The sequence below is a fragment of the Priestia megaterium genome (assembly GCF_041941685.1).
Lineage (GTDB): Bacteria > Bacillota > Bacilli > Bacillales > Bacillaceae_H > Priestia > Priestia megaterium_C.
On sequence record NZ_CP130958.1, the window covers coordinates 2,771,083 to 2,795,414 of the forward strand.

At 40.9% G+C, this 24,332-nt stretch carries 25 protein-coding genes; 6 read left to right on the plus strand and 19 right to left on the minus strand.

The features are described 5' to 3' along the window. Positions 1–17: 17 nt before the first annotated feature. The gene (locus Q5794_RS14355; RefSeq protein ID WP_214986581.1) at positions 18–1,718 is read right to left on the minus strand and encodes a pyruvate oxidase; all 1,701 of its coding nucleotides are present in this window, start codon (positions 1,716–1,718) and stop codon (positions 18–20) included. 282 nt (positions 1,719–2,000) lie between these two features. On the opposite strand from Q5794_RS14355, the gene Q5794_RS14360 reads away from it, so the two are divergent. Next, positions 2,001–2,201, plus strand: a complete 201-nt coding sequence (locus tag Q5794_RS14360) for a cold-shock protein (protein ID WP_013057408.1) — start codon at positions 2,001–2,003, stop codon at positions 2,199–2,201. 191 nt (positions 2,202–2,392) lie between these two features. On the opposite strand, the gene yjcZ is transcribed toward Q5794_RS14360, so the two are convergent. Beyond that, complete coding sequence (gene yjcZ / locus Q5794_RS14365) at positions 2,393–2,530, minus strand: sporulation protein YjcZ (RefSeq protein ID WP_013057409.1); 138 nt, start codon at positions 2,528–2,530, stop codon at positions 2,393–2,395. Between the two features lie 267 nt (positions 2,531–2,797). Here yjcZ and Q5794_RS14370 point away from each other — a divergent pair, with 267 nt between their 5' ends. Further along, positions 2,798–3,034 carry a hypothetical protein gene (locus Q5794_RS14370; RefSeq protein WP_013057410.1) on the plus strand — a complete coding sequence of 79 codons (237 nt, stop codon included), beginning with the start codon at positions 2,798–2,800 and terminating at the stop codon, positions 3,032–3,034. 29 nt (positions 3,035–3,063) lie between these two features. Here Q5794_RS14370 and Q5794_RS14375 read toward each other — a convergent pair whose 3' ends face one another. Both Q5794_RS14375 and Q5794_RS14380 read right to left on the minus strand, forming a co-directional pair. Beyond that, positions 3,064–3,336, minus strand: coding sequence for a hypothetical protein (locus Q5794_RS14375; protein ID WP_214986583.1), 273 nt, complete (start codon positions 3,334–3,336; stop codon positions 3,064–3,066). Between the two features lie 142 nt (positions 3,337–3,478). Then, on the minus strand, positions 3,479–3,676 hold the full coding sequence (locus tag Q5794_RS14380) for a hypothetical protein (protein ID WP_014459743.1): 198 nt from the start codon (positions 3,674–3,676) through the stop codon (positions 3,479–3,481). A 307-nt stretch (positions 3,677–3,983) separates the two neighbouring features. Between Q5794_RS14380 and Q5794_RS14385 the strand changes: the two genes are divergently transcribed. Further along, positions 3,984–4,766, plus strand: a complete 783-nt coding sequence (locus tag Q5794_RS14385; protein ID WP_013057413.1) for an SDR family NAD(P)-dependent oxidoreductase — start codon at positions 3,984–3,986, stop codon at positions 4,764–4,766. Between the two features lie 16 nt (positions 4,767–4,782). Here Q5794_RS14385 and Q5794_RS14390 read toward each other — a convergent pair whose 3' ends face one another. From Q5794_RS14390 to Q5794_RS14405, 4 genes are all read right to left on the minus strand, one after another. Further along, positions 4,783–5,559, minus strand: coding sequence for an SDR family oxidoreductase (locus tag Q5794_RS14390; protein WP_214986585.1), 777 nt, complete (start codon positions 5,557–5,559; stop codon positions 4,783–4,785). Positions 5,560–5,663: 104 nt separating this feature from the next. Beyond that, positions 5,664–6,626 (minus strand): quinone oxidoreductase, encoded by a 963-nt coding sequence (locus tag Q5794_RS14395; RefSeq protein ID WP_214986587.1) that lies wholly within the window; start codon positions 6,624–6,626, stop codon positions 5,664–5,666. Between the two features lie 119 nt (positions 6,627–6,745). After that, positions 6,746–8,260: an acetyl-CoA hydrolase/transferase family protein gene (locus Q5794_RS14400; protein ID WP_374988083.1), complete on the minus strand. Its 1,515-nt coding sequence runs from the start codon at positions 8,258–8,260 to the stop codon at positions 6,746–6,748. A 132-nt stretch (positions 8,261–8,392) separates the two neighbouring features. Then, positions 8,393–9,037, minus strand: a complete 645-nt coding sequence (locus Q5794_RS14405; RefSeq protein WP_268577892.1) for a LytTR family DNA-binding domain-containing protein — start codon at positions 9,035–9,037, stop codon at positions 8,393–8,395. Positions 9,038–9,195: 158 nt separating this feature from the next. On the opposite strand from Q5794_RS14405, the gene Q5794_RS14410 reads away from it, so the two are divergent. Further along, positions 9,196–9,876, plus strand: coding sequence for a DUF421 domain-containing protein (locus Q5794_RS14410; protein WP_374988084.1), 681 nt, complete (start codon positions 9,196–9,198; stop codon positions 9,874–9,876). A 32-nt stretch (positions 9,877–9,908) separates the two neighbouring features. On the opposite strand, the gene Q5794_RS14415 is transcribed toward Q5794_RS14410, so the two are convergent. The 4 genes from Q5794_RS14415 to Q5794_RS14430 form a co-directional block, all read right to left on the minus strand. Further along, a complete protein-coding gene (locus Q5794_RS14415; RefSeq protein WP_098277972.1) occupies positions 9,909–11,396 on the minus strand; it encodes a DHA2 family efflux MFS transporter permease subunit in 1,488 nt (495 codons plus the stop codon). Positions 11,397–11,675: 279 nt separating this feature from the next. Further along, positions 11,676–12,233: a 3D domain-containing protein gene (locus Q5794_RS14420; protein ID WP_013057420.1), complete on the minus strand. Its 558-nt coding sequence runs from the start codon at positions 12,231–12,233 to the stop codon at positions 11,676–11,678. A gap of 634 nt (positions 12,234–12,867) precedes the next feature. Continuing rightward, positions 12,868–13,752, minus strand: a complete 885-nt coding sequence (locus Q5794_RS14425; protein WP_214986596.1) for a superoxide dismutase — start codon at positions 13,750–13,752, stop codon at positions 12,868–12,870. A gap of 140 nt (positions 13,753–13,892) precedes the next feature. Then, positions 13,893–14,723 carry a glycosyl transferase family 2 gene (locus tag Q5794_RS14430; RefSeq protein WP_374988085.1) on the minus strand — a complete coding sequence of 277 codons (831 nt, stop codon included), beginning with the start codon at positions 14,721–14,723 and terminating at the stop codon, positions 13,893–13,895. A gap of 233 nt (positions 14,724–14,956) precedes the next feature. On the opposite strand from Q5794_RS14430, the gene Q5794_RS14435 reads away from it, so the two are divergent. Continuing rightward, positions 14,957–15,622 (plus strand): cupin domain-containing protein, encoded by a 666-nt coding sequence (locus Q5794_RS14435; protein ID WP_374988086.1) that lies wholly within the window; start codon positions 14,957–14,959, stop codon positions 15,620–15,622. A 54-nt stretch (positions 15,623–15,676) separates the two neighbouring features. Here Q5794_RS14435 and Q5794_RS14440 read toward each other — a convergent pair whose 3' ends face one another. From Q5794_RS14440 to Q5794_RS14450, 3 genes are all read right to left on the minus strand, one after another. After that, positions 15,677–15,910: a hypothetical protein gene (locus Q5794_RS14440; protein WP_013057425.1), complete on the minus strand. Its 234-nt coding sequence runs from the start codon at positions 15,908–15,910 to the stop codon at positions 15,677–15,679. 65 nt (positions 15,911–15,975) lie between these two features. Continuing rightward, entirely contained in the window at positions 15,976–16,560 is a 585-nt protein-coding gene (locus Q5794_RS14445; RefSeq protein WP_214986601.1) for a hypothetical protein, read from the minus strand. Between the two features lie 84 nt (positions 16,561–16,644). Beyond that, a complete protein-coding gene (locus Q5794_RS14450; protein ID WP_374988087.1) occupies positions 16,645–17,334 on the minus strand; it encodes a Type 1 glutamine amidotransferase-like domain-containing protein in 690 nt (229 codons plus the stop codon). A 125-nt stretch (positions 17,335–17,459) separates the two neighbouring features. Between Q5794_RS14450 and Q5794_RS14455 the strand changes: the two genes are divergently transcribed. Next, on the plus strand, positions 17,460–17,963 hold the full coding sequence (locus Q5794_RS14455; RefSeq protein ID WP_214986605.1) for an immunoglobulin-like domain-containing protein: 504 nt from the start codon (positions 17,460–17,462) through the stop codon (positions 17,961–17,963). A gap of 42 nt (positions 17,964–18,005) precedes the next feature. Here the strand turns inward: Q5794_RS14455 and Q5794_RS14460 are convergent, their stop codons facing one another. The 4 genes from Q5794_RS14460 to Q5794_RS14475 all read right to left on the minus strand — a co-directional run bounded on the left by Q5794_RS14460 (position 18,006) and on the right by Q5794_RS14475 (position 24,205). Further along, positions 18,006–18,296: a DUF5915 domain-containing protein gene (locus tag Q5794_RS14460; protein WP_311590806.1), complete on the minus strand. Its 291-nt coding sequence runs from the start codon at positions 18,294–18,296 to the stop codon at positions 18,006–18,008. A 427-nt stretch (positions 18,297–18,723) separates the two neighbouring features. Beyond that, on the minus strand, positions 18,724–20,292 hold the full coding sequence (locus Q5794_RS14465; RefSeq protein ID WP_374988088.1) for a SagB family peptide dehydrogenase: 1,569 nt from the start codon (positions 20,290–20,292) through the stop codon (positions 18,724–18,726). 23 nt (positions 20,293–20,315) lie between these two features. Further along, complete coding sequence (locus Q5794_RS14470) at positions 20,316–22,256, minus strand: TOMM precursor leader peptide-binding protein (RefSeq protein ID WP_214986611.1); 1,941 nt, start codon at positions 22,254–22,256, stop codon at positions 20,316–20,318. Beyond that, positions 22,253–24,205 carry a putative thiazole-containing bacteriocin maturation protein gene (locus tag Q5794_RS14475; RefSeq protein ID WP_374988089.1) on the minus strand — a complete coding sequence of 651 codons (1,953 nt, stop codon included), beginning with the start codon at positions 24,203–24,205 and terminating at the stop codon, positions 22,253–22,255. Before Q5794_RS14475 ends, Q5794_RS14470 begins: the two co-directional genes overlap by 4 nt. Positions 24,206–24,332: the final 127 nt, after the last annotated feature.

The window sequence follows — 24,332 nt, forward strand, 5'->3', positions numbered from 1 at the left end:
TTGTCACGGCCTCATTTTTATAGAGGAGGTAAATCTAGCTTGCCTTCTTGAAACAATTCTTTCACCATATGCTTGGCATAACCCGTTGCTTGTCCTAGCGTAATCTTAGCTGGCATAGGCGCTTCGTTTGCATCAACGATTACATCGATAATACACGGCTTGTTTTGTCTAACAGCACTTTCAAAAGCCGGCAGCAGCTCTTCTTCTTTTTCTACTCGGTAGCCAACACCTCCGCAAATATCTGCATACCTAGCAAAGTTCGGATTTGTTAAGTCTGTGCCGAATTCAGCATTTCCCATTACTTCTTGTTCAAATTTAATCATACCGATTTTATGGTTATTAAATAGCACCACAACTAGCGGAAGATTGTATTTAACAGCTGTAATAAAATCTGCCATCGTCATCGCAAAGCCGCCGTCTCCACAGACCGCAAAAACCTGCTTATCCGGATAAGCAATTTTTCCAGCAAGTGCGCCCGGCAGCCCGCATCCGAGAGTCGCTAGCCAGCTTGAAATCACAAACTGCTGATTTGTCATACGAAAATGACGCGCCATCCATACTGTGACGTTTCCTACATCTACGGACAAGACCGCGTTATCAGTTGCTACGTGCTGAAGCGCTCGAATTACTCGCTGAGGCTTGATAGGTAGACTTTCTTTTGCTTCTTGGGTATCAAGCTGACTCCACCACTTTTTCATACGTTCTTGACTTTGCTCTAAAAACTGGCGATGCTCTGAGCGGCCAACGTTTTCTAAGAACCACTGAATTGTTGTTTTTGCTTCTCCGGCAAGCCCTGCATCTACAGGATACCTTTTGCCAATTTGTGCAGGATCAATATCAATATGAATCGTTTTCGCATGGTCTGGCAAAAAGCCTGTAAACGGATAGGACGTTCCAATCATGATGAGCGTATCCGCTTCTTGCATCGCTTCATACGCTGGCTTTGTCCCGATTAATCCAAGTCCTCCGAGACAATATGGATGTTCATCCGGTATTGCGCCTTTTCCAGGAAGCGTAAGAACAATAGGTGCTGCGATTTTTTCTGCAAACGCAAGCAGTTCTTCTCTCATTTCATGTGTGCCTCGACCGGCTAAAATAACCGGACTTTCTGCTTTACCAATCAAATCCTTTGCTTTTTCAAGGTCTTCTCTGTGAGGAAAGACGTCTTGTTTAACGATTATGCTTGATGTTTCCCGTGCTTCTGATCCGACTTCAAAACGAGGGATATCATCGGGAATGGTTAACACAGCCACACCTTTTTTAGCATAAGCTGTTCGAATCGCTTGATTGACAACAGTGGGAATCTGTTCAGCGGACATGATTCGCTGGTTATATACAGCCACGTCATCGAACATTCGCTCTAAATTAATTTCTTGAAACGCATCGCTTCCGATAAGATCAGACTCCACTTGCCCCGTAAGTGCTAAAACGGGAGCTTTGTCTAACTTTGCATCATACAAACCATTCAGTAAATGAATCGCTCCCGGTCCAGCAATAGCCGTGCATACACCGATTTTACCCGTTAGCTTTGCATATGCAGCCGCTGCGAGAGCTCCCGCTTCTTCATGCCTCACTTGAATAAATTTAATTTTGTCCTGGGCTTTGCGAAGCGGTTCAATAATTGAATTAATGGAGTCTCCCGGCATGCCGTAAATATGATCAACGCCCCATTCAATTAACAGTTCAATCAGTTTTTCCCCTGCTTTTTGTTTAAACATATGACTGACCCCTTTCTTCTTATATATAGAGATAGTGTGACCTGATACGCTCTTTCTTACTTATTTTCACTCGTATAATTTTCGTTTTCTTTCATTAAATGAATGACCGTCTTCGTTAAAATTTCTCCATTCCTTGCAATTGTCATTAACTTTTGTTATTCTATAAGAAGAATTATTTTTGTTCGGCAACAATCGATAGGTGAATACTTTCGTCTTAAAGATTTTGATCATGAGCAAGGATAGTAATACAATGTGTGCATAGCACACGAGGAGGCAACATTCATGGAAAAAGGTACAGTAAAATGGTTTAACGCAGAAAAAGGTTTCGGATTTATCGAGCGCGAAAACGGCGACGATGTATTCGTACATTTCTCAGCAATCCAAAGCGAAGGATTCAAATCTTTAGACGAAGGTCAAGCTGTAACATTCGACGTTGAAGAAGGTCAACGCGGACCTCAAGCTGCTAACGTTCAAAAAGCATAAGTAGAAAAAGACTCTGATTTCAGAGTCTTTTTTTATGTAGAACCACGCATAAAACCTTTTTAACGTGCAGTTTGTACACGTTATTATAAATAATAAACTAAAAAAGTCTCTTCATCCGGAAGAGACTTTTTGTGGAAGAAATAGTTGAAGAAATAAAGCGTGGATGTTGCGTCGTCATCATTTTTTAATAATTAGCACCAGCCGCCGCCGAAGCAAGAAGCGCCGATGATGATTAATAAGATGAAAAGTACAATGATTAAAGCGAAACCGCCGCCGCAGCCACCGCCGCCATAACCACAACCGTATCCGTAACCTCCGTAGTATCCCATGTGTTTCACCTCCATTTGCTATACTTTAAGATATGTGGATTTAGTTAAATTGCTCCTAATAATTCCATAGAACTTTTGAAAATGTTTGTCATACACTAAAAATACTGCGTTTTTCAAACACACCCCACAAAGAGATAAAACATTTGATTTTATGGGCATTTACTCCTCTTTTCTTTATCTTTTAAAATTGTAATCGCTCCCTTTTTCATGAATGTACATCGTGCTGAATACCTTTAGTTATGTACACTCACACGGGAGGGATTTAATATGTTAACACTCGAAATTTCAAAGCAAATCGTTAAAAACGTCTATCCTATTGTCTTATCGAATCGCAGTAAAATCTTTCAAGAGGAAGTGAGCGTCGCCGCTTTGCAAGACTACTTTGGTCTTGATCATGCCTTTAGCGTGTATGCAGCTGCCACCATTATTTATCAGCTAGAAGCCGACGGGTATGTGTCCAAACCTCTGAAGCGTAATGAATACAAGCGAATTTTGCTCAAATAAAAACAAGCATCCCCGCAAGGATGCTTGTCTTATTTATAGCTATACCTGTCGAATAACTGCTCGACTCTTTTGTGGTAATCGGCAAGGTAGTCAGAAAGCTCAGTTTCACTCAATTTATTTGCCTGTTCCTCAAATAGTGAGAGCAGCGAAATTTTAATCATTGCCATTTCCGTTTCTGAGCGATTTTCATCTCTCAAATCTTTTCTCAAATTCCACAGGCTTTGCTCCATTTCATGCTTTAATTGTTCTAGTGAGTGTGGTTCTTCAGATCCGGCACGAATGTCTTTTTTAAATCCACTCATCTTATCACTCCTCGCATTTGCACCTGCTAGATAGTATCTAATGTATACTATACCATAAATAACTATACGAGGCTTAAGCATGCCTTTTAAGCAATTGGTCACAAAATAAAAAACATCTCTTTGGATGTCTTTACGTTATCTTTTATCTTACTTCGTCTTCTTCACCTTTTACATATTTAAAAAATGAATCAATCATTTCGTTTAAAAAATCATTGCGATCTTCAAAATTCATAATTTCTAAAAATTCCACAATATCCTTATCTAAGCTAATAGAAGCGGGAACATAAGCAGCCGCTTCCCTTCTTTGCGGGAATGGAATCACATTATCTTTCTTCTTCATAAAACACCGTCCTTTTTCTGTGCTTTACTAGTGTAAGCTTTCAAGGAACGATTTGCAAGTCCCTCTGATGTAAAATTTTATATAAACATTCTTCTGAAAAGACAGGGTATATCTTTAGCTACTCAAGTAGGCTCATTTGACATTAGCTTTTTCATGTTCTGGCGTCATATTAATAATTCGCCGCTGTTTTCTCTTTTCCTTCTGGCATCTTTTAGCAAATTTAAACACAAATATTTTAAAAGAGGTTTTTATTTCCTTCGTATAGGCTAAAGAAAGGAAACAACATTTTTATATGGAGGGGTTACAAATGATTGCATTAACTGGGAAAGTTGCGCTTGTGACGGGAGCGGCGTCTGGAATTGGACGTGCTTCAGCCATTACATTAGCTGAACAAGGAGCGCGCGTTGCTCTTTTAGATTTAGAGGAAGAAAAATTACAAGAAGTAAAAGAGACCATCATGTCGAGCGGCGGAGAGTGTATAGCCATTAAAACAGACGTATCTGACTCTGAAAGTATAAAAGAGAGTATCGAAACGATCAGCAGCTTATGGAGTCAATTACATATTGTTTCTATTAACGCAGGCATCAACGGTACGTTCTCTTCTATTGAAGAACTATCACCAGAAGATTGGACAAAAACAATTGATACAAATTTAACAAGTACTTTTTTAACCGTGAAGCATTCTATTCCTTATTTGAAAGCTCAGGGAGGAAGCATTATTATTACTAGCTCGATTAACGGCAACCGTACATTTTCAAATATCGGCATGAGCGCATACAGTTCCTCAAAGGCTGGCCAAATGGCCTTCGGCAAAATGGCAGCTCTTGAACTTTCTACATACGGAATACGGGTAAACGTCATTTGTCCAGGAGCAGTTGATACAAATATTGAAAGCAATACATTCCGTCAAGAAGACAAATTAAAAGAAGTCGCGATTCCAATTGAATATCCAAATGGCAATCAGCCGCTTGCTAAACGCTCGGCTAAGCCCGAAGAAGTAGCAGATTTAATCTTCTTTTTAGCTTCTGACGCGTCTAAACATATTACCGGAAGTGAAATGTTTATTGACGGCGGAGAATCGCTGCTGTAACGTACAAGCCCCTGCATTATCTGCCAGGGGCTTGTTTTTTGCTTTTATGAACAACGTCTACCCCACCCGAAGCAGATATAATGCTGCCTGTAATCATATCTGAGTTTTCATCACAAAGAAACTCAATAATACGCGCAATGTCTTCTCCCGTACCTGATCGACCGACAGGCGTTTCCTTGTCTTCTAGCAATCTTGCTTTTATGATATCATTTTCTTTCATGTCTCCTACAATATCTCCGGGACAGACCATATTGGCCGTAATCCCGTATTCGGCTACTTCTAGAGCAAGCGATTTGGTCAGAGAAGCTAGCCCTGACTTAGCGGCACTAAAAGCCGCACGGTACATCCATCCAGGGGTATGCTCTACATCTTGAAAACCGTATGTAATAATCCTTCCAAACTGCTGTTTTTTCATAATAGGAACAACAGCTTTTACAAAATGAAAAACGGAGCTTAAATTCCCTTCCAGCATTTCATACCATTCACTGTCTGTGTACTCTATTAATTTTTTTCTTTCAAATACATACGGACCTGCATTATTAATTAAAACATCAATACGTCCAAATTGCTCCATAGCCTGCGCAACGACATGTTCAATATCTGCTTTATTCGTTATATCTCCTTTCACAAACTGTACGTTGTCTTTATATTGATGCCATTCTTCTTGCAGTTCTCGCACTTTATTTTTATCACTTCGAAAATGGACGGTAACGGAATACTGCTTGTTTAAAAACCGTTCTGTTACCTTCTTGCCAATACCTTTATGACCCGCTGTAATCAATGCATGTTTCATCTACCTTCACCTCTTTCACTCTACTTATCTACTATATATATTAGACAGCTCCTTAGTTTCTCCTTTACTAACAGAAAAAAGCCCTTGACTAAAGGGCCTTTCTTTTACGGTCTTAACAAAATTTTCCCTGTACTTTTCCGGCTTTCAAGCAGCTCATGTGCTTTTGCTCCGTCTTTTAAATCAAACACCACGGGATCAGTTAGCACAAGCTGACCTTTACTGATCCACTCAAACAGCTGCTGTGAACGTACTTTACGTTCTTCATAAGATACAAGCACGTTCCACAAGTCTCCGCCTGTAAGCGTTTTAGAGGTATCCATCAGCATACGCGGGTCGACCGGGGCTGGATCGCCTCCTGCCATTCCGTAAAATACCACGGTTCCGCCTGTTTTTACGGCTTCAAAGCTTTTTTCTAGCGTAACCCCTACAGATTCGTAGGCAACATCTGCGCCTCGCTTCGTTACTTCTTTCACTTGTTCCACCCAGTTATCCTCATATAAAAAGATATAGTCAGCGCCTGCTTGAGCCGCTGCTTTTGCTTTTTCAGAAGATGATGTTAAGCCAATGACTTGTCCGCCTAATAGCTTGGCAATTTGAACTAAAAGCTGACCTACGCCTCCCGCAGCTGCGTGAACAAGTACATAATCGCCGGGCTGAATGCTGTAGCTGTCTTGTGTTAAATAGTGCGCCGTTAACCCTTGTAAAAGCACAGAAGCAGCTGCATCAAACGAAATATCGTCAGGTACGGCAATGATTTTATCTTGTGGCACGGCAACAAGCTCTGCATTTGCAAAAGGGACGTCAGCAAAAGCAATACGGTCTCCTACGTTAACGTGACTTACTTCTGCTCCTACTTCTTCTACCACACCTGCTCCTTCATATCCTAAAATATACGGAGGTGTACCCGTTAAGTGGTAGTTCCCTTTTCTTCGGTACACATCAGCAAAGTTAAGTCCAATTGCTTTTGTTCTTACTAGTACGTCTGTTGGTCCAATAGAGGGGTTCGGTATATCTTGATAGTGAAGAACGTCAGGTCCTCCAAACTTTTCAAATACTAATGCTTTCATATATAAGTTACCTCGTTTTCTTTATGTATTCCCTTTCATCGTAATTCAAAGAGATAACAAACACAAGTTTCTTACTCAGCAGAAAAACGCCTTGTCTCTTGATGAGACAAGGCGTTTTTTTAATTTGTTTGCGCTACGATTTCTCGCATCGTTCCATTTTTTTGATAAGACGTATGAAAAGAAAAGGCTTTTTCAAGAACGTGCGGTGTTTGTCCGCCTCGCGTGAGCGCTTCTTCGTAATACGCCATAAGCTGGTCGCGGTACATTGAGTGGGCACAATTTTCAATGATGCATTTTGCCCGTTCTCTTGGAGCGAGTCCGCGCAAGTCTGCGTATCCTTGCTCTGTTACAATCACATCCACATCGTGTTCCGTATGATCAACGTGTGAAACAAACGGAACTATGCTTGAAATATCGCCGTTTTTGGCAATTGATTTTGTTACAAAAATACCAAGGCGCGCATTTCGAGCAAAATCCCCTGAACCTCCGATTCCGTTCATCATTTTTGTTCCCATCACATGCGTTGAATTAACGTTTCCGTAAATGTCTAGTTCTAGCGCAGTATTAATTGAAATCAGTCCTAAGCGACGAATGATCTCCGGATGGTTTGAAATTTCCTGCGGACGAAGAATCAGTTTATCTCGATAGGCTTCAAAATTAGAGAAAACTTGTTCCATTTTATCCGCTGAAAGCGTAATTGAGCAGCAGGAAGCAAACGTAACTTTTCCTGCGTCAAACAAATCAAACACGGCGTCTTGCAATACTTCAGAATACACTTCTAAATCATGAAACTCTGAATCTAACAAACCGTGGAAAACGGCATTTGCCACAGATCCAATTCCAGATTGTAAAGGAGCAAGCGATTCAGTTAATCGCCCTTCTTTAATTTCTGCGCGTAAAAATGAAATCAAATTTTGAGCCATCACAACCGTTTCTTCGTCAGGTGCTATAATCGTAGACGGTGAATCTAGCTGATTTGTAAACACAATGCCCTTTACTTTATCTAAATCAATTGGTATGCCTAACGAACCAATCCGGTCATCAGATTTTTTCAAAGGAATTGCATCTCGCTGTCCTTGAACGCCCGGATCATACAGGTCGTGAATACCTTCTAACAGCTCTGGCTGCGCTGTGTTAATTTCAATAATAATCGATTTTGCATGCTCGGCAAACACCATTGAATTGCCAATTGACGTTGTTGGAATCATCATTCCGTCATCTGTGATAGAAACCGCTTCCAAAATAGCGAAATCTATTGAATCTAACACGCCTGAACGCACCCATTCAGAAGTATGCGATAAATGCTGGTCAATAAACTGAAATTCACCTTCATTAATTTTTTTACGCATCGTCGGATCAGCTTGAAACGGCAGACGCTTGTTTAAGATGCCTTTTTCTGCAAATAGCTTATCCACATCTGACCCAAGTGAAGCACCGGTATACACGCTTACTTTTATCGGTTCTGTTTCCGCTCGTTTCGCTAGCGCAAACGGTACAGCTTTGACATCTCCCGCGCGTGTAAAACCGCTTAGACCAAGAGTCATTCCATCTTGAATCCAAGACGCTGCTTCTTCAGCAGAGACAACGCGATTCTGTAGTGCTTCATGCTTAATTCGACTGCAAACGTTTTTCATTCTGTTCACTCCTTGTTTTTGCTCTTTTTTACCATTTTACTGTAAAGAGAGCGTTCACAAGAGTTTTTGGAATGAAATGGACAAAAATAGCGATAAAACAGCATATTTGATGATAATTAAGCAAAATGACGGTTAAAACCCAAGCAGTTTTCGAAAATAGCTGGCGTACGACTGACTGACGGGAATTTTTTCTCCGTTGCTCATTACTAATAAAAAAGTTGAATGTGTATCAGGGTAAATTTCCTGAATCTGCGTCACATTGACAATAAAGGAACGATGACAGCGCACAAACTCTTCTTTTGGAAGCACATAATCAAATTCATTTAACGTGTATTTATGCGTACCCGTATACTTCTGTGCGTATACATATGTTTTTCGATCACGCGCTTCCACGTAGATGATTTTTGAGAAAGGAACCGGTATCCATCCCTCGTTCACCTTTAACGTCACAACTGACTTTCCGCTCGTTAACGCAGGAAAAATCGCCGTCACGCATCCTTGAACCTCTCCTTCATCTAAGAAAGGCACGGCCATGCCGTAGTAAGGCGTGCCAAACACGTCTCGGTGAATAAATTCCGATACTTTTTGCTTTCGTTCTAATGCTTTATATGTAATCGTTCCTTTTTTAATGTGATCTCCAGGGCTGATTTTTAAATTAATTCGTTTGCTTGCCCGGTAATACACGTACGTTTCTAGATCTGAAACGGCAATCGATGCTTCATCAGAGAACAATTCGCTGATAACGTCTAATAATGCTGATGCTTTAAATGGTTTCATCTTTTCACCTTCTTTTGTCTAGTCAAACACGCTGCTTCTTTATTGTAGCGCAAAAGCAAAAGCGATTGGGAAAGAAGCATGGGATTTATCCTTTTAACTGCATAAAATTTCTATTTTTTCACAACATAAAACAATGAACTGAAGGAAGGGTGAAATGTATGGGCTATGCTGAATCGACGTTTCGAATCGCCTGTTCATTTTTTGTGCTGCTTCTTTTAACGCGGCTCATGGGAAAAACAGAAATCAGCCAGTTAAATGTATTTACATTTATTACGGCAATTACGATTGGTAATATCGCTTCTTCCCTCTCCACTGATGAGCGAGTAGAGATTGATAAAGGGGTTTATTCACTGCTAGGATGGACATTTTTAACGATCGCTATGGGCTATATTGGAATGAAATCGAAAAAAGCACGGCATCTTATTACCGGTGAACCCAAAATTGTGATTAAGCAAGGAGAAGTAATGGAAAAGGCGTTAAAACAAGTACGGCTAGATATTGAATCTATTTTAGGCATGCTGAGGCAGCAAAACATATTTTCCATAAAAGATGTAGAATACGCCATATTAGAAATCAACGGAAACCTTTCCGTTATGCAAAAACAAGATAAAAAGCCGAACTCGTGGTCAAAAACGCTTTTATTTCCCACTTCAACCGGCGTTATTTACGACGGAAAAGCGAATGAAGATGCGTTGAAGGACCTGCATGTAGATAACAATTGGCTTCATAAGCAGATCGAAAAAGCTGGAGTCAAATCAATTGATGAAGTGTTTTATGCTGAAGTTCAGTCAGACGGATCGCTTTATATTGACTATAAAAAAGACAAGTTTAACTCATAAAAAAATCCGTACCAAAAGGTACGGATTTTTTATTAGCTTGCTTTTTTTACACGATTCGTAATGGTATCTTCTTTTGGTGATGTTTTGCGAATAAAGAAGGCTAAAACAAACGCGATCACACTTAAAATCGTTGCGATCATAAACGCATCGTTAATGCCCATTGCCGTACCTTGATTCACGGCTACAGCCATACTGCCTTTATCTGTCGGCAAAATTTGCTGATTCATTACGATGTTTTTCACGTGTTTTTCACCTTGATTCATCATAATGGAGACAAAAAACGCCATTCCTACAGCTCCAGCAACCATCCGAAGCGTATTAACCATCGCCGTGCCGTATTTATTTAAGCTAAGCGCAAGTTCATTTAATCCTGCTGTAAAGATTGGCATCATGAGCAGTGACATACCAAACATACGAACAGTATAGACAATCATCACATACATAAATGTTGTTGTCGTTTCAAGTTTTGTTAGTTCATATGTTGTCACAACGGTAATCGCTAAACCAATAACAGCAAGCCACCTTGCGCCAAACTTATCAAACAGACGTCCTGTAATCGGAGACATAATCCCCATTACAATTCCCCCTGGCAGTAACAGCAGGCCTGAAAGAAACGGTGAAAAACCGCGTACGTTTTGCATATAAATCGGCATTAAAATCATACCTGAAAACATTGCCATTGTCACAATCACGTTAATGATTGTTGTTAAAGTGAACATACGGTAACGGAAAATACGGAATTCAAGAAGCGGCTGATCGATTTTTAACTGACGGAAAATAAAGAACAGAATTGAAATACCGCCTACAATGAACATGGCTAACACTTCGGTGCTGGTCCATCCCTTTGTACCGCCCGTAGCGAACGCATACAGCAAGCCGCCAAATCCAATTGTTGATAAAATAACGCCAAGCACGTCTAGCTTCGGTCGGCTTGTTTCTGTCACGTTTTTCACTAAAATAATCGCCGCAATTACATTAATAAGTGCAATTGGAAACATCATAAAGAATAAAACGCGCCATGAGTAGTGCTCAACTATTAAACCAGAAAGCGTCGGACCTACTGCCGGTGCGAAGTTCATCGCTACACCAAAAATCCCCATCGCAAAACCGCGTCGGTCAGGCGGGAATAACGTAAAGATAACGTTGGTAATTAACGGAAATAAAATCCCTGCTCCAGCTGCTTGCACGACGCGTCCCACTAAAATAACGGAAAATGTCGGTGCAATACCGCAAAGCAGTGTTCCTACTGTAAACAGCCCCATTGCTGTAATATACAGCTGCCTTGTAGTAAATCGATTCATTAAAAATGCTGTAATTGGAATAACAATTCCGTTTACTAACATAAAGATGGTTGTTAACCAGTTGCCCGTAGCCGCCGTTACATGGAAATGATCCATCATTTGCGGAAGCGCAATGTTAATCAGCGTTTGATTTAAAAAAGCGACGAGCGCCCCCATTATCATTACGCCAAAAATAGACCGAGTTCGGGCTTGATCGGACTGTTGTGTTTGTGTATTCATTTTAACAAGACCTTTCCCTTTAAAATTATCTGTATGTAAATCTTCAGATGACAAACAGATTAAGAATATATTTTATGTGTTCATTCTATTAATTTATGTCACGAATATTTAATGAACTTAATTATATACCGGATAAATATATCCGTTTTCGAAATATTTGTCAACAAATATGATCATTTTCGTAAAACTTTTCCATCAGTATATATAAAGTAGCATACCCTTTAATGAAGAAAAAAATGAGAGCCCTTCAGCGAAGGCTCTCATTTCCTTAAGAAATACTTATTTTAAGATTTGAACTTTTACTGTTTTTCTTCCCCATTTTAACGCTTCTTTTTGAGAAGGAAGCAGAACGTCAATTTTATTTCCTTTAATCGCACCGCCTGTATCAGCTGCGATTGCCGTGCCGTAACCTTCTACGTATACTTTTGAACCAAGTTTAATCACTTTTGGATCGACAGAAATAACCTTTTGATTCGGATTCTTTTTCAAGTCAATTCCAATCGCTGTTTTTCCGCTGCAGCCTTTGCAGTTCGCTGTATACGCTGTTGCTGTTACTTTAAATTCTTTCACAACGTTTGAAGACTTCGCAGGCGCTGCTTTAGCAGGCGTGCTTGATTTTGCTTGAGATACTTTTAATACTTGTTTCGGATGAATACTGTCTGACTTTAAGTTATTCCACTGTTTCAGCTGACTAACCGATACTTTATATGTCTTTGCAATTTTGTATAGCGAATCTCCGCTTTTTACTGTATATGTATTTGTTGCAGCTGATGCACCACTTGCCACTCCGAACAGTGACATTAGAACTAAACTGAACGTAATCATTGTCTTTTTCATATAATTGATTTCCCCTTTATCTACCAATACATAAAAAATAACACATGAATATTACAGTTATATTTCAGTATCATGTCAATAGTTTGATAGTTTAGTTACAGTAAAAATAAAGATTCTTCCTTTTAAACTAGTAAATTAATCACCTTTACTCTTCAAAAACATACATATTTAGGTATATGACGGTGCTTTTACACACATTTATACTGGATTATTTCATTTGTAACATTTCACTGGTTCTAGAGGCTTATACTTTTATTTTATATTGATTATTTAGAACATAGTTTATTTAAAGTTAATAAAGCGTTAAAGTAGCTTAAGAAGCTTAATATAAATCATTTTTTACACCGCTGTTTATTTCCGTGCAAGACTTCGCTTTCCGCGTGCGACCGATGAACCTCCTCGTCGCTTGCACTTCTGCGAGGTCTCATCTGTTCCGCTATTTCCTCAGGAGTCTTCGTCTTGCTCTCCAATCAACAGCTAGACGCGCATACATATATGATCGCCATAACAATAAAAAAATCCGAACGAGTTGGATTCTCCATCAAGAATCTCAATTCATCGTTCGGATCTTTCTTCAACTAAAATACTTTTATCATAGCCTTTTTATTTGAAATTAAGATGCCTGCATTACTTGTTAATATGGCTGCCACTGAAGCATTTTAGCTGCCTCAAACCTTTTTTCTACATTGGGCCAGTAAACTATTTTCCACCAATTATCAACGTACGGATCACGTTCATTTTTGTACTGTAAATAATAGGCGTGTTCCCATACGTCTAATACGAGCAGCGGAATCGTATCCCACTGCGTGAGAAGCTGATGGCGCTCAGCCTGCAAAACTTCAAGCTTTCGCGAACGCGGCGACCATACTAAGATAGCCCAGCCCACACCTTCCACTTTTTTTGCAGCTTGAGAAAAGTGCATCATAAATTTCTCATAGCTGCCAAAGTCTTTTTGAAGCTGCTGCAGCAACTGTCGTCTCGGTCTTCCTCCTCCTTCTGGACTCATAATTTCCCAAAAGATTGTATGCAAGTAATGACCTGAGCCATGAAAAGAAGCTTCCCGTTCCCAATGTTTTATGAGGTCAAAATTGTTTGTGTTACGGGCTTCCTGCAGCATGAGCTCTGCTTTATTTAATCCATCTACATAGCTTTGATGATGCTTGCTGTGATGAAGACGCATAATTTCCCGGTTAATATACGGTTCAAGAGCTGAATAGCTATAGCCAAGCGGCGGCAGCTCGTGCTGTCCTGGCGCTATCGATTCTCGCTCCCTGCCGTCGTCTCCAAGCCTCTCTTTTAAGACTTTATCAATATGCCGCACTGCATTATTGATTTCTTCTAACGTATATTCGTTGACATCTTCTTCACTTAAATATTCAAGAACGTCTTCTTGCGTGCGCGTTATATATGACGTTATATCTACTTCTGTAATGGCTTCTTCAAATACAGGATCACATACTTGTTCAAGCCAGGTCTGAACTTCCATCAAGTATCTTTTTCTCTCATCTTGATCGGCCATACTTTCCCTCCTTACACCTCATCTTCACTATCATATTCAAAAGAAAAAGCAACATAACTTCCTACTTGTATCTATTGAGTTAGAAAATTCGACATAAAAGAGGCAAGGGTTCCTTTAAGCTTGAACTCTTGCCTTTTTTCTCATATCTTCTTTGCCATATTCACATAGTCAATCGTTTCTTGCTTGCTAACAGCCGCGTGCTTCAGCTTTGGATTATAATAGAGCTCCACTTTTATATTATTGATTTCACAGCCGTCTGGCATATCCTGCAAATCCGTTAAAAACGGCAGCAAGTGATTGCTCATATCATATTGGAACGCCCCGTTTTGCAAGTAATACACCTTTGGCACATAGTTAATATGGCGGAAAAACTTCACTACGTTAATTCGCTCACCGTATGAGGCTATCACTTCCTCTTCAGTCAGGTCGGGATAAGATAAATTAAACACTTGCCGAACCGGCGTTTTCAGCCACTTAGTTAAACAAGTCTGCGGATTATTGACAAGCGCTTTTGCTCCTTTTACGTACCCCGCTAAAAACATTGACATAAATCCTCCGCCCGAAGAGCCGTAAAACAGCACGTTAGACGAATTCACCTGCGCTTTTTTCATGAATTTTTCAATTAAAACCGCAATATCTTTTAAATAAAAACGGTCGCTTGTCCCTTGTCCCCACGCAAGCGACACTTTTCCTAAATAAAGCGTGGGGTCGTTGTAATAAATAATCGAATCTTGGAATTCATTTATCCACGAATGCCGCTGAAAATACGGAGGTCCTGCCGGCATTTCCTGACTTGCCCCTCCTCCTGAGCCAAATACAAGCAAATGAGAAGACTCTTTTTTCAGCCTTACTAAAAACTCAAACAGCACTCCGTTCCACTCAACTCCTACTAAAACCGGCTTATCAAACGGCAGCTGAAGTTCATCTACCTTCTCATACGTACTATTTATTTTCTCATACTGATCAAGCAACAGCTCTGCAACTCACTTTCCTTAAAATAATCTGTCGTATGGGTCTGACATTGATCATGGCTCTGTGAAAAAAAGAACCTGTTACAGTGTATGAGAATTAGCGAATAAATGATTGTACATCTCATCAAAAACAGGCCCTTACCTACATTTCCTCCTAGGCTTCTGTCACGAAATAAAACGCTTCACATACGATACAGCATCATAAAAAATTCAAGGATCGGAGCTGAAGACCGTTGTCAACGTCCTATATGGATTACAATAATCCAAACGTACAATACTTCTCAGATGTGAATAAAAACAGACTTAACACGCGAAACGATCAAAATTACATTAACCGATTAGGTCGAGATGTGCTCAATACATTAGGAAATGTGTCGTTACTCGATATTTACTTAAGCAAAAGCCGCATAGTCGAACCGCACTACCATCAAAATGCCGCTGAGCTTGTTTACTGCATTTCAGGCTCAGCAGTCGTTTCATTAATCAATCCGTTTAACAACGAAGTCACAAATATTCCGATTACTCCAGGTCAAGTAGCCAATATCCCTCAAGGCTGGTGGCACTGGGAAATTGCGTCTGAAGACAATACGCATTTACTTGCCATTTTTGACGCTCCGTATCCGGAATACATTTTCGGATCGGATATTTTAAATAAGACGCCTATTGAAGTACTTGCTCATACGTACTGCTTAGATCCGGAGCAGCTAAAGAAAACGCTGGCTCCGTTAAAGAATCAAACTATCGTGATTGGACCAACGGACGAATGCGTAGAAAAAGGACCATACAAACAGAAAAAACAAGCTGGCTCCGTTAACCACGAGACGCCTCTTTATACGTATCCTCCGCCTCAGAATCCTTATTACTCCCCTCAAAACCCCTATCACTATCGATATTGGTAAAGACAAAAAAACCCCGCTGCCAATGCAACGGGGTTTCTTAACGAATACATAACGTTATTGTTCTTCTATATACGTGCTATGAAAGGCTGCTTCAATATATGCAACTTGGAAATGATAATGTCCAATTAAATATTTCACAATGTCCACCTGATCGATTTTGCCGGGCTTATCGACCATCGCTTCTTTTACCATTTCTTCGAATGTACCTTGATCAAACTGTTCTTCATGGACAACAATTGTCTCAGAGTACATTTCGTCTTGTCCTTCTGAAATGCGATAATAATACAATTTTTTTCACCTCGATTTGTCTTAAATATATGTATACCCTTAACTAATCATTTTAAAACATTTTTTCAGCGTTCTTTTTCTGCTGTACGATATGCTGCGGCTTTCGCTTTGACAAGCAGCCTTGTAACCCAGTACGCAACTAGCGTTATTCCTATATCAATAAGGAAAATATAAAACAAACTCATTCCTTTTCTTGAATCAATAAATTTAAAATGATGTTCAAATGAGGCCAGGCCAAACGAAAAAACAGCGCTCAAAAGAATTGTATACAGATAAAAATTCTTTTGATGGTTTGTACAATATTGATAAAGCAGCAGAAATCCTACCGGCAAAATAGAAGCTGTAATATTTGTTGCGTTCGGAAGCAGAGGCGTTAAGAAAAACGTATGCGTTAAATAACCGCTTCGCCCAAGTGCAATATCAATATATGCCCAAAGCATATGCACTGTGTAACCGAAGAAAAACACCTCAAAAATCCGCGTCCGGTCTACGGTAAAATACAACAACACAAGAGGAAGAACGAGCGAAGCAAGCACCACCCAAAACTGCCAGTTTCCAAAATCTGAATACTGATGCCAATACGACGATAATAACTTCTGCAGCTTATCGCTTTGTTCATGTATGTTTCCCCAGTATTGTTTATAGCTCACTGAAGTACCCTCCTAGATAGAATCTCTGCTTATGTATGTACTAATAAGCTCCATTTTATACAGAGAAACATGGAAAGCGGCCATTTATTGCTTGCGATCACCCAAATATGTCACTGGGAGTTCACGTTCCATGACTTTATTTGCTTTTCGATTAACAACATACGCTTTTGCTGTTGGTCTTGAGCCAACTGATGCGGACAGCTCTTCATTTTTAAAATGCAGCGCGATTCCGTCATCTACAGCATAACCTGCTTTTATCTCTCCGCTTTTAATCAATTCATTGTAAGAAGGTCTTCTATTTCTTTCTCCGTCGTAGTGAGGACAGTTACTCCCCGTTAAAAAGCCTAAACAGTCTATCTTAGATAATGTACCACTCGTGGAATCAGTGACGCCTTCTCCAAACCAGCAAATAGAACCTGCACTTATTCCTGCCAAGATCATTCTTTTTTCATAAGCCTCTTTTAAAATCGTATCAAGTTCCCACTCTTTCCATAAAAGAAGCATATTGCTTGTCTTACCGCCGCCTACATACAAGATATCGTGTTGCAGCACATATGCTTTTAAATCTATAAAGTTTGGTGAAAACAGCGACAAATGGGAAGGTTCACATGTTAATTTATTAAACGTTTCGTAAAACTTTTCTATATAATTATCCGCATCTCCGCTTGCTGTAGGGATAAAGCAGGTTTTTGGCACGTTCGTATGAGCTTGTGAAAGTATGTACTGATCCAGCAGCAAGTTATCCGGTTCCATCAAAAAGCCTCTGCCGCCCATGGCTATAATTTGTCTCTTCCTGCTCCGTCCTTTCAAAAAAGAGATAGTTAAAATGTAAATTCATACTATTTCCGATAGATATTTTTCCGTATAATGGAAGAATAATAAAAGGTGGTGTAAAGCTTTTGAAAATAGCACGAACACTTATACTAATACTAGGCATTTTTATTATCTTATTTTGTATCTTCGGCTATATCGATTATAACGGTCAAAAAATGGAGCTAGGAGCCAAACAAGAAAAAAACATTCCTTCTTCCATTAACACGGACAGAGGAACCATCACACTATCTGCTGTAAGTAAGAAATACGATAAAACACAGTTTGGCTTTTTTGTTATTCAAAATAATTCGACGCATACCTTAACAATTCCTTACGAAAATACGGCGGACCACTTAAAAGACGGAAAGTGGTACAAAGTTGTGCTAAACGGGCTAGAGTTTCCTGATAAAACTATCACGCTGAAGCCAGGGAAATCATTCAAACAAGATATCGCAACTCCTAACTACAAGGTAGGAAAATATCGCTTTGTTCAGCACTTTAAAGACGAAAATGGAAAAGAGTATGTATTAGCTGCTCCATTTGAAATTGTCTGGCCGAGTCTTAAAAATGTTCTCGGGCAGTTTGATTAAAGGTAAAAAAGCACTTACCCATTATGAGGTAAGTGCTTTTTATCAGTTCTGATTTAAAACGCGAAGTGTAACTTGCTTTGTTCCGACTTTTACCGTCTCTCCGTTTTTGATAGTTTCTTTCACACTGAGACTGTGCAGCAGAAGATTTTCTTGAAGCAGCGTTTCAAACTTCGCGACAGCTTTCTGCACTTCTTCGTCTCCGCTAAGCTCCAAATCAGTACGTAAATTCACGGGTAAATCCAGCTTTTTACGATAATCTTGAACCGCTCGAATTACTTCACGAGCTACTCCTGCCGGCACCAGCTTTTCTGTTAGCGCCGTATCTACTTCTATCTTTCTTCATGAACGTGTTCTGGGGTCAGTTATGTAGAGACTAGCTTTGTTAACGGGGTTCTCAAAGATTGAGGTCGGATATTATCCAAAGTGCCTTTATTAGCAGTGTGACAAGCATCATCATTACAAAACTGTACGTTTCTTTAATTCTTTTATTCGTCTATAAATGACATAAGCATTAGTCTAAGATTTTATAGTAAAAAACAGAATATAGCTAGAGAAATTACACCATAACATAAAAAGAGTGGCTTTAAGTTTTTTGTTCTTCTTTTCAATTAGTCTGAATTGCCAAATTGTAAACTAAAGGATCTATAACCAAAAAGCCTTCACTCAAATGAGCGAGGGCTTCTCTTTTCTACCAGAGAACGGAACTAGATTTGTTAAATAGATATCTTAGCTCTTGGAAATAGCTTCATTCTTACCTTACTTAGCTTTGCAAACTCCCCTTTAACCAAGGGCGAGGTCGGTAGGGGCCGATCGGGATTTGGATTAGACTGGTTCTTCCTTGCTGCTCCATTTTGTAGATCTCGTCACACAGGTTGGCATCAAATCCGAGTAGTGGGTGTCCTCCCATCTCGATGGCCGACGCCGCTAACAGTAATCGTTGCACAAGCATACCTGCTTCCATTTGCTGAATACGATAGCCTCTGTATCCCAGTTCCGATATGAAGTGATCTTTATCTCCTGCCACATGAAAGCAGAATGGCACCTGGGATAAATTCACATTCCCTACAGGCATTCCATATTGCAAACTGAGTTGATGATCACCGAGATTTACCTGTCGTAACGCATGATTAGCACTATCATAATGATAGGCTCCATCGGGAATACCTTCAATATTATTCAAACAGACATACAGTGAGACACGGGGCTCGTTCTTCTTATGTGCTTCATCCAAATCATTTCGATACAAGTACGCTGACGTTGCTTCCTGCAGTAAAGTGGCCAACTGCAATTGACTTACCTTTCCAAAAATGAAATCCATGTCCGGTGAAAATCTCTTTTGACAAACCGAAGCTAGATCATATGATAATCGCTTCATGTGAGGAAGAGTGACCACTTGACTCTTACAATTCACCTTCTCACTCACCTTTATTTGCCGAAACGATTGCTTTGATTCTAGCATGGACGCTTCATTCATCTTCTTTAACATTGGAAACGCTTTGATCCTCTGTGATCGGACGTAGTGATTATTTTGAATGACTGGCAACTCTCGACACAGTTCGATAGCAGAAACAGGCTCTTTCCCACCCCCATTAGTAAACCAACTTGTAGGTTCTACTGTTAGAGGGATAACTGCATATACACTCTCCTCTTCTTCGTTTAGTCCAAGCAAATGGTTGATCGCCCGATCTAGATATTGAAAGTACACCCCGGAAGCAAAACCAAACCGTTTTGCTACTTCCAGTAACTGTCCAATCAGCACGCCAGCATCTAACCCTTGTAGACGATAAGCAAAGTTATTGTATTTATAGAAGTTTTTCCAAAACATTGTCGACACAAAAAACGTACCAAAACAAGCGGACACATCACAGCGATTGCCAAGAGCCTGGGCTATATATGAATCGTAGTTACCTTCTCTCAACAGTACCAAGCGATGGTGTGCTACATCATAATGGTACATCCCAACCGGCAAATCCTCCGTCTTCAGATATACGTACAATTCGTTTGGGTACAACGCCCCGCCAGAAGGAACAAAACGCCGATACGACTGCATTAGTTCCGGCTCTTGATCTGTAGTAGAAAAGGCTGACTGGGAAATTTGAGTAAGACCAAATACATACCAGAGAAAATGACTCATTCTCTGAAGGTTAGGCTGTTCTGGCGCTGCCCATTGTTCAAGCGACAGCGGTACTTCCAGAGATAATGGAAAAACGGGCAAGTCACGGTAGAGCTTATACGGGAGCGGGGCATCTTCCCAATCCACTTCCCAGTCCGTTGGGCTTGCCTTATCAATGTCAAAATGTAGATTGTACAGAAATGTCTCGATACCCATCCTCTTACCCTCCTGGTTACCGCTTATGGAAACGGATGCGGATGTGGATTAAGCTGTTCAAATGTCAGCGGTTTCTTCTTATATCCAAGTTCCATTGGTACCCGCAGCACTCTCTCCAGTCCTGTTACTCTCGTAAGGTGATGTCCGAATGTCATTGGCAACATTCCCGGAATCAGCACTTTAACACAATACAGTCCGTTTCGTTTAGTTTCCGGTGTCGACTGATCCACCACAATCACATCGAGATTCAATCGACGAAACTTCTGAAGAATGTCCCGTAGATCATCAGTCAGATCTGCAGAATTCGATTTCCACTTGAATTCCTCAGCAAACGATCGCAAGGGACGATTATCGTCTAGCAAAAACTGTAGGCGCTCTTGCGCTTGCGGCAAACCGTACAGCATGCCATGATCATCCATCTTCTGTACCAAGGAAGAATCTTGCAGCATTCGCACAAACTCCTCCTGGTTCGTCTCTAATTTCTCATCAAGCGTCAGCATCATGGCAGCCAGCTCGTGAATCGTGCTTTTCACCGCCCGTACTGGATCAAGATGAGCTCCAGCTGCACAGATAATATTCAAACCCTTTTTCTTTCTGTTTTTTGCCATCGCCCAAACGCTTGGAATTCCGTGCTCCATCGTCGAATTATAAAAGTGCAGATCATATCCCCCTATTGCCCGCACACGATCGATCATCAGCTCTAATTCTTGATCGTTAGCGGAATAAGGATCAAGACGCGGGAGGGGCAACTCTGCGTACCAAGTCATTAAGAACGAATCACGTTCTACCACTTCCAAAATACCGTAGAAAATGGCTTCTTCCAAACTTCCCCCTAATGCGCATCCATTGGAAGTTTCATAGACAAACCCTTGGCCACATCCCAAACTGTAATAGGCAAGCAACTCAGGAACCAAAATTGGACGTTCTTGCAAAAACGAATAGCCCCATACCCAATTTATCGGACGGTCAGGGTGAAACTGTTCAAATGGAAAACCAGGCTCGGCATACCGTTCCTTCGCGTGTACTCCTACTTCAATAGGATTGATCGCTTGATCTTTCAGATTACGATAACTATCATATACGACGGTTCGTTTTCCACGAGGTGTCATACCGCAAGACCGTTCCAATCCCTCCAAAATAGCAGTTAACTCGCTTACCGCATATGAATGAGTCCGCCCTGCTACTCCTTCGTCTCCTGAGAATAACGGCAAATTTACAACTACATCAGCAAAAGGCGGGACAAGATCATACATTTTTCCATTCAAAATGCCCATCCGTTGATCCAGATAGTCTTTAACCAGGACTTTATTTAGATCGTCCATCGAACGGCAGCGGTAACTATCAGTAATCTTTGGGCTTGATTTTAACGAAATTCTGGCCGCAGCTGGTGAATCGTCAGGTAATTGGCTGCAACCAGGACATAATGGATCGGACAAAAAAGTATGCCATGAACTCTTTAATGTTTTCAGATTAATTAAACATACCTGTCCTTCCGAATGCACCTCATCACCTTGCACGATCCTCTGTACCTCCGTCCTAAGCAGGCAGGCGATCTGCAAAAGCCCCAAGCTCGATGCCCACGCGTCACGCGTTACTCCTCCGTCCGCAGCCAGCTGCTGTTGCATTTCCCACATCTCTTTACGGTCACGTCCTGCCATGAGATATCGTATGTCCGCACATCGGGAGCACCCCGGTGTATCCGAACCAACTAGCGGTCCAATCACGCCTTCTCCAAATGAAACGAAGCCTCGCAGCCATCGGATGCTGGTTGGGCGCAGCACTTCTTCTGCTTTTTGATGAAGAGAAGGATTCCAAGCATCATCCAACACTAAAACTAAATCAGCCGCTTCAGGTAATTCTGCCTCGAAATCAATATGACGAACTACCAGGTATTGGTCTGACAATTGTTCATACACGTGGTCAGCTAGCATTCCTTCCCCAATAATCACTACGACCGCACTCACTTGGATTCCTCCTCTCGCAGCAACATACCATACACTCCTACCAGTTCTTTTTTGCAAAAGGGCTCCAGTGCTAGTTCGAAAAACAAGGGTCGTTTGCCATTCTGTTTCAAAACCTGCATCGCGGACCGCAAGACTTCAGACTGTGGTATTTCTTCACTTTTTTTGATTACAAGGTTTGTTGGGACCTTCTCTACCAGAAACACAGACGAATTCGGCAGCACTTGCGTCGCTTGATTTTCTTTATTCATAAGCGCTTGTTGTAATGCTTTTTGCAACGCCATTGTTGTATTCAAGCCTACACTGCTATACCAGCGATCATTCGTACCGACCCATACCACAGGGAAGCCGGATACTTCCTTTCCCAAACCTATAATCGGTGCACCTTGTATCACGGTCAGTGCTTGTAAATAATACCGGCAATATTCATCTTCTACATCACTTAACTGCACCCGAGAGACAATATTTTTCTGATCGATCAACTGTTTGCTCAGTTCCTCTGTTAAACACTTTTGCAATCCACGGCAAACGCCCTCTGCAATTGTTTCTCCCGCTCCAACCCCAACAAATTCCTCAGATTCTACGATAATTCTCTCTGCTTTCTGTTGCGAAGAAAGAGTCGTAAGGAACGCATCGATCATTCTTGATACATACGCTTCAATTCCAGATAGACCCGCTTCTTTCCGTGCCTTCTCATGTGTCAGCTCTGCACAGACTATGCTTGGCAATAGCTCAGCAGGACCCTTTGACAACGGATCAACCACCTGAACACGGCACTGCGCTAACGGTAACTGCTTCAAATCCTCTTCTTCTAAAATATGAAAAATTCCTGATTTCTTTGATGTCAACTGACTAAAGTACAGAAGCAACCCGCTCGATTCCCCTCTGCTCGAACTCTGCTTGAGCCGTAAATCAAAATCTTGAACCCATTCAGCTGTAACACGTCCGGTCACTAGCGGATGAGGCATAAACGAATGCCAATTTCCTTCTAACGTATCCAGATTAAGCAGGAAGAATTGATTCTTCTGTTCTGATTCAGCAACTCTCGTAACGTTTTTAAACAATTCAAATACGATCACATTAGCCAACATCGCTCCGGCCGTGGAAGTGAAGCTAGGTAATTGCTCGTCATTCCTAAACACAGATTCGTGTATACTGCGCCATGCAGACTCCCAACATCCTTCAGAGCCTGGATGAACCAAAGGACCTGCCAAACCCACTTGGTGCAGAAATATAGCAGGGAGTAACACTTTTTTCTCTTCCCTACAAATCTTATGAAGAGCTCTTAGTTCCTCTACATCGCCTTCCTGCGACACATACAAAATTGAATCAAACGGCTGCACAATCTCCCTCCAAGAATTTCCCCCGTCCTTTTCCAGGATGACTTCCTCTATTGCTACCTCGGGGTCCGTTTTTCGAGCATGCACTACCAATTCTTCTAACCGCAGCTGATTGGTCGGTACAGAGTCCGTTATCATCACATGGAATTTAGACAATCCAGACTCAATCAATGAAGAAACCAACGAAACAAAAAAAGAGCCAGAGCCTATCGCTAACACTCTGGCCTGGCGATAGGCTTGAAAACGGTACGCAGCTGAATCTCCAAAACTTTCTAAAAACTCAATTTGAGAAGCATACTTTTTAAGGACTGGATCCGCCAATTGATGCGGACGGTCTTGACTTGCATCCCGAGCAAACCCATTTTGATACAGCACTTCTGCAATTTCATATACACGTTCTCGATATGGACCCGGCAATCCGTTTGTTAAACTCTCCAACGTATACTCTCCATTGAACATTGGTATCAGCTTTTTCACCCATTGATCTATCATACTGCCTTTCATATGGAACGAACTTATATTATTTCGAAAATACACACCGCTGTTTGGATCAGGGAGAAAAAAAGTATCCCTTTTCACTTTCAAACGCATAGAAGGGTTCAAATTTGTCATTCCGCTCCTCCTTATCCGTGAACTGTTCTCAACTCTAATAGCACCATTTTCCATTTCCACTATAATCCTATGTACTGTAATTTGTCTCTTATGTCTAATCTTTTAGAGAAAAGCCCCTGCACCTTGG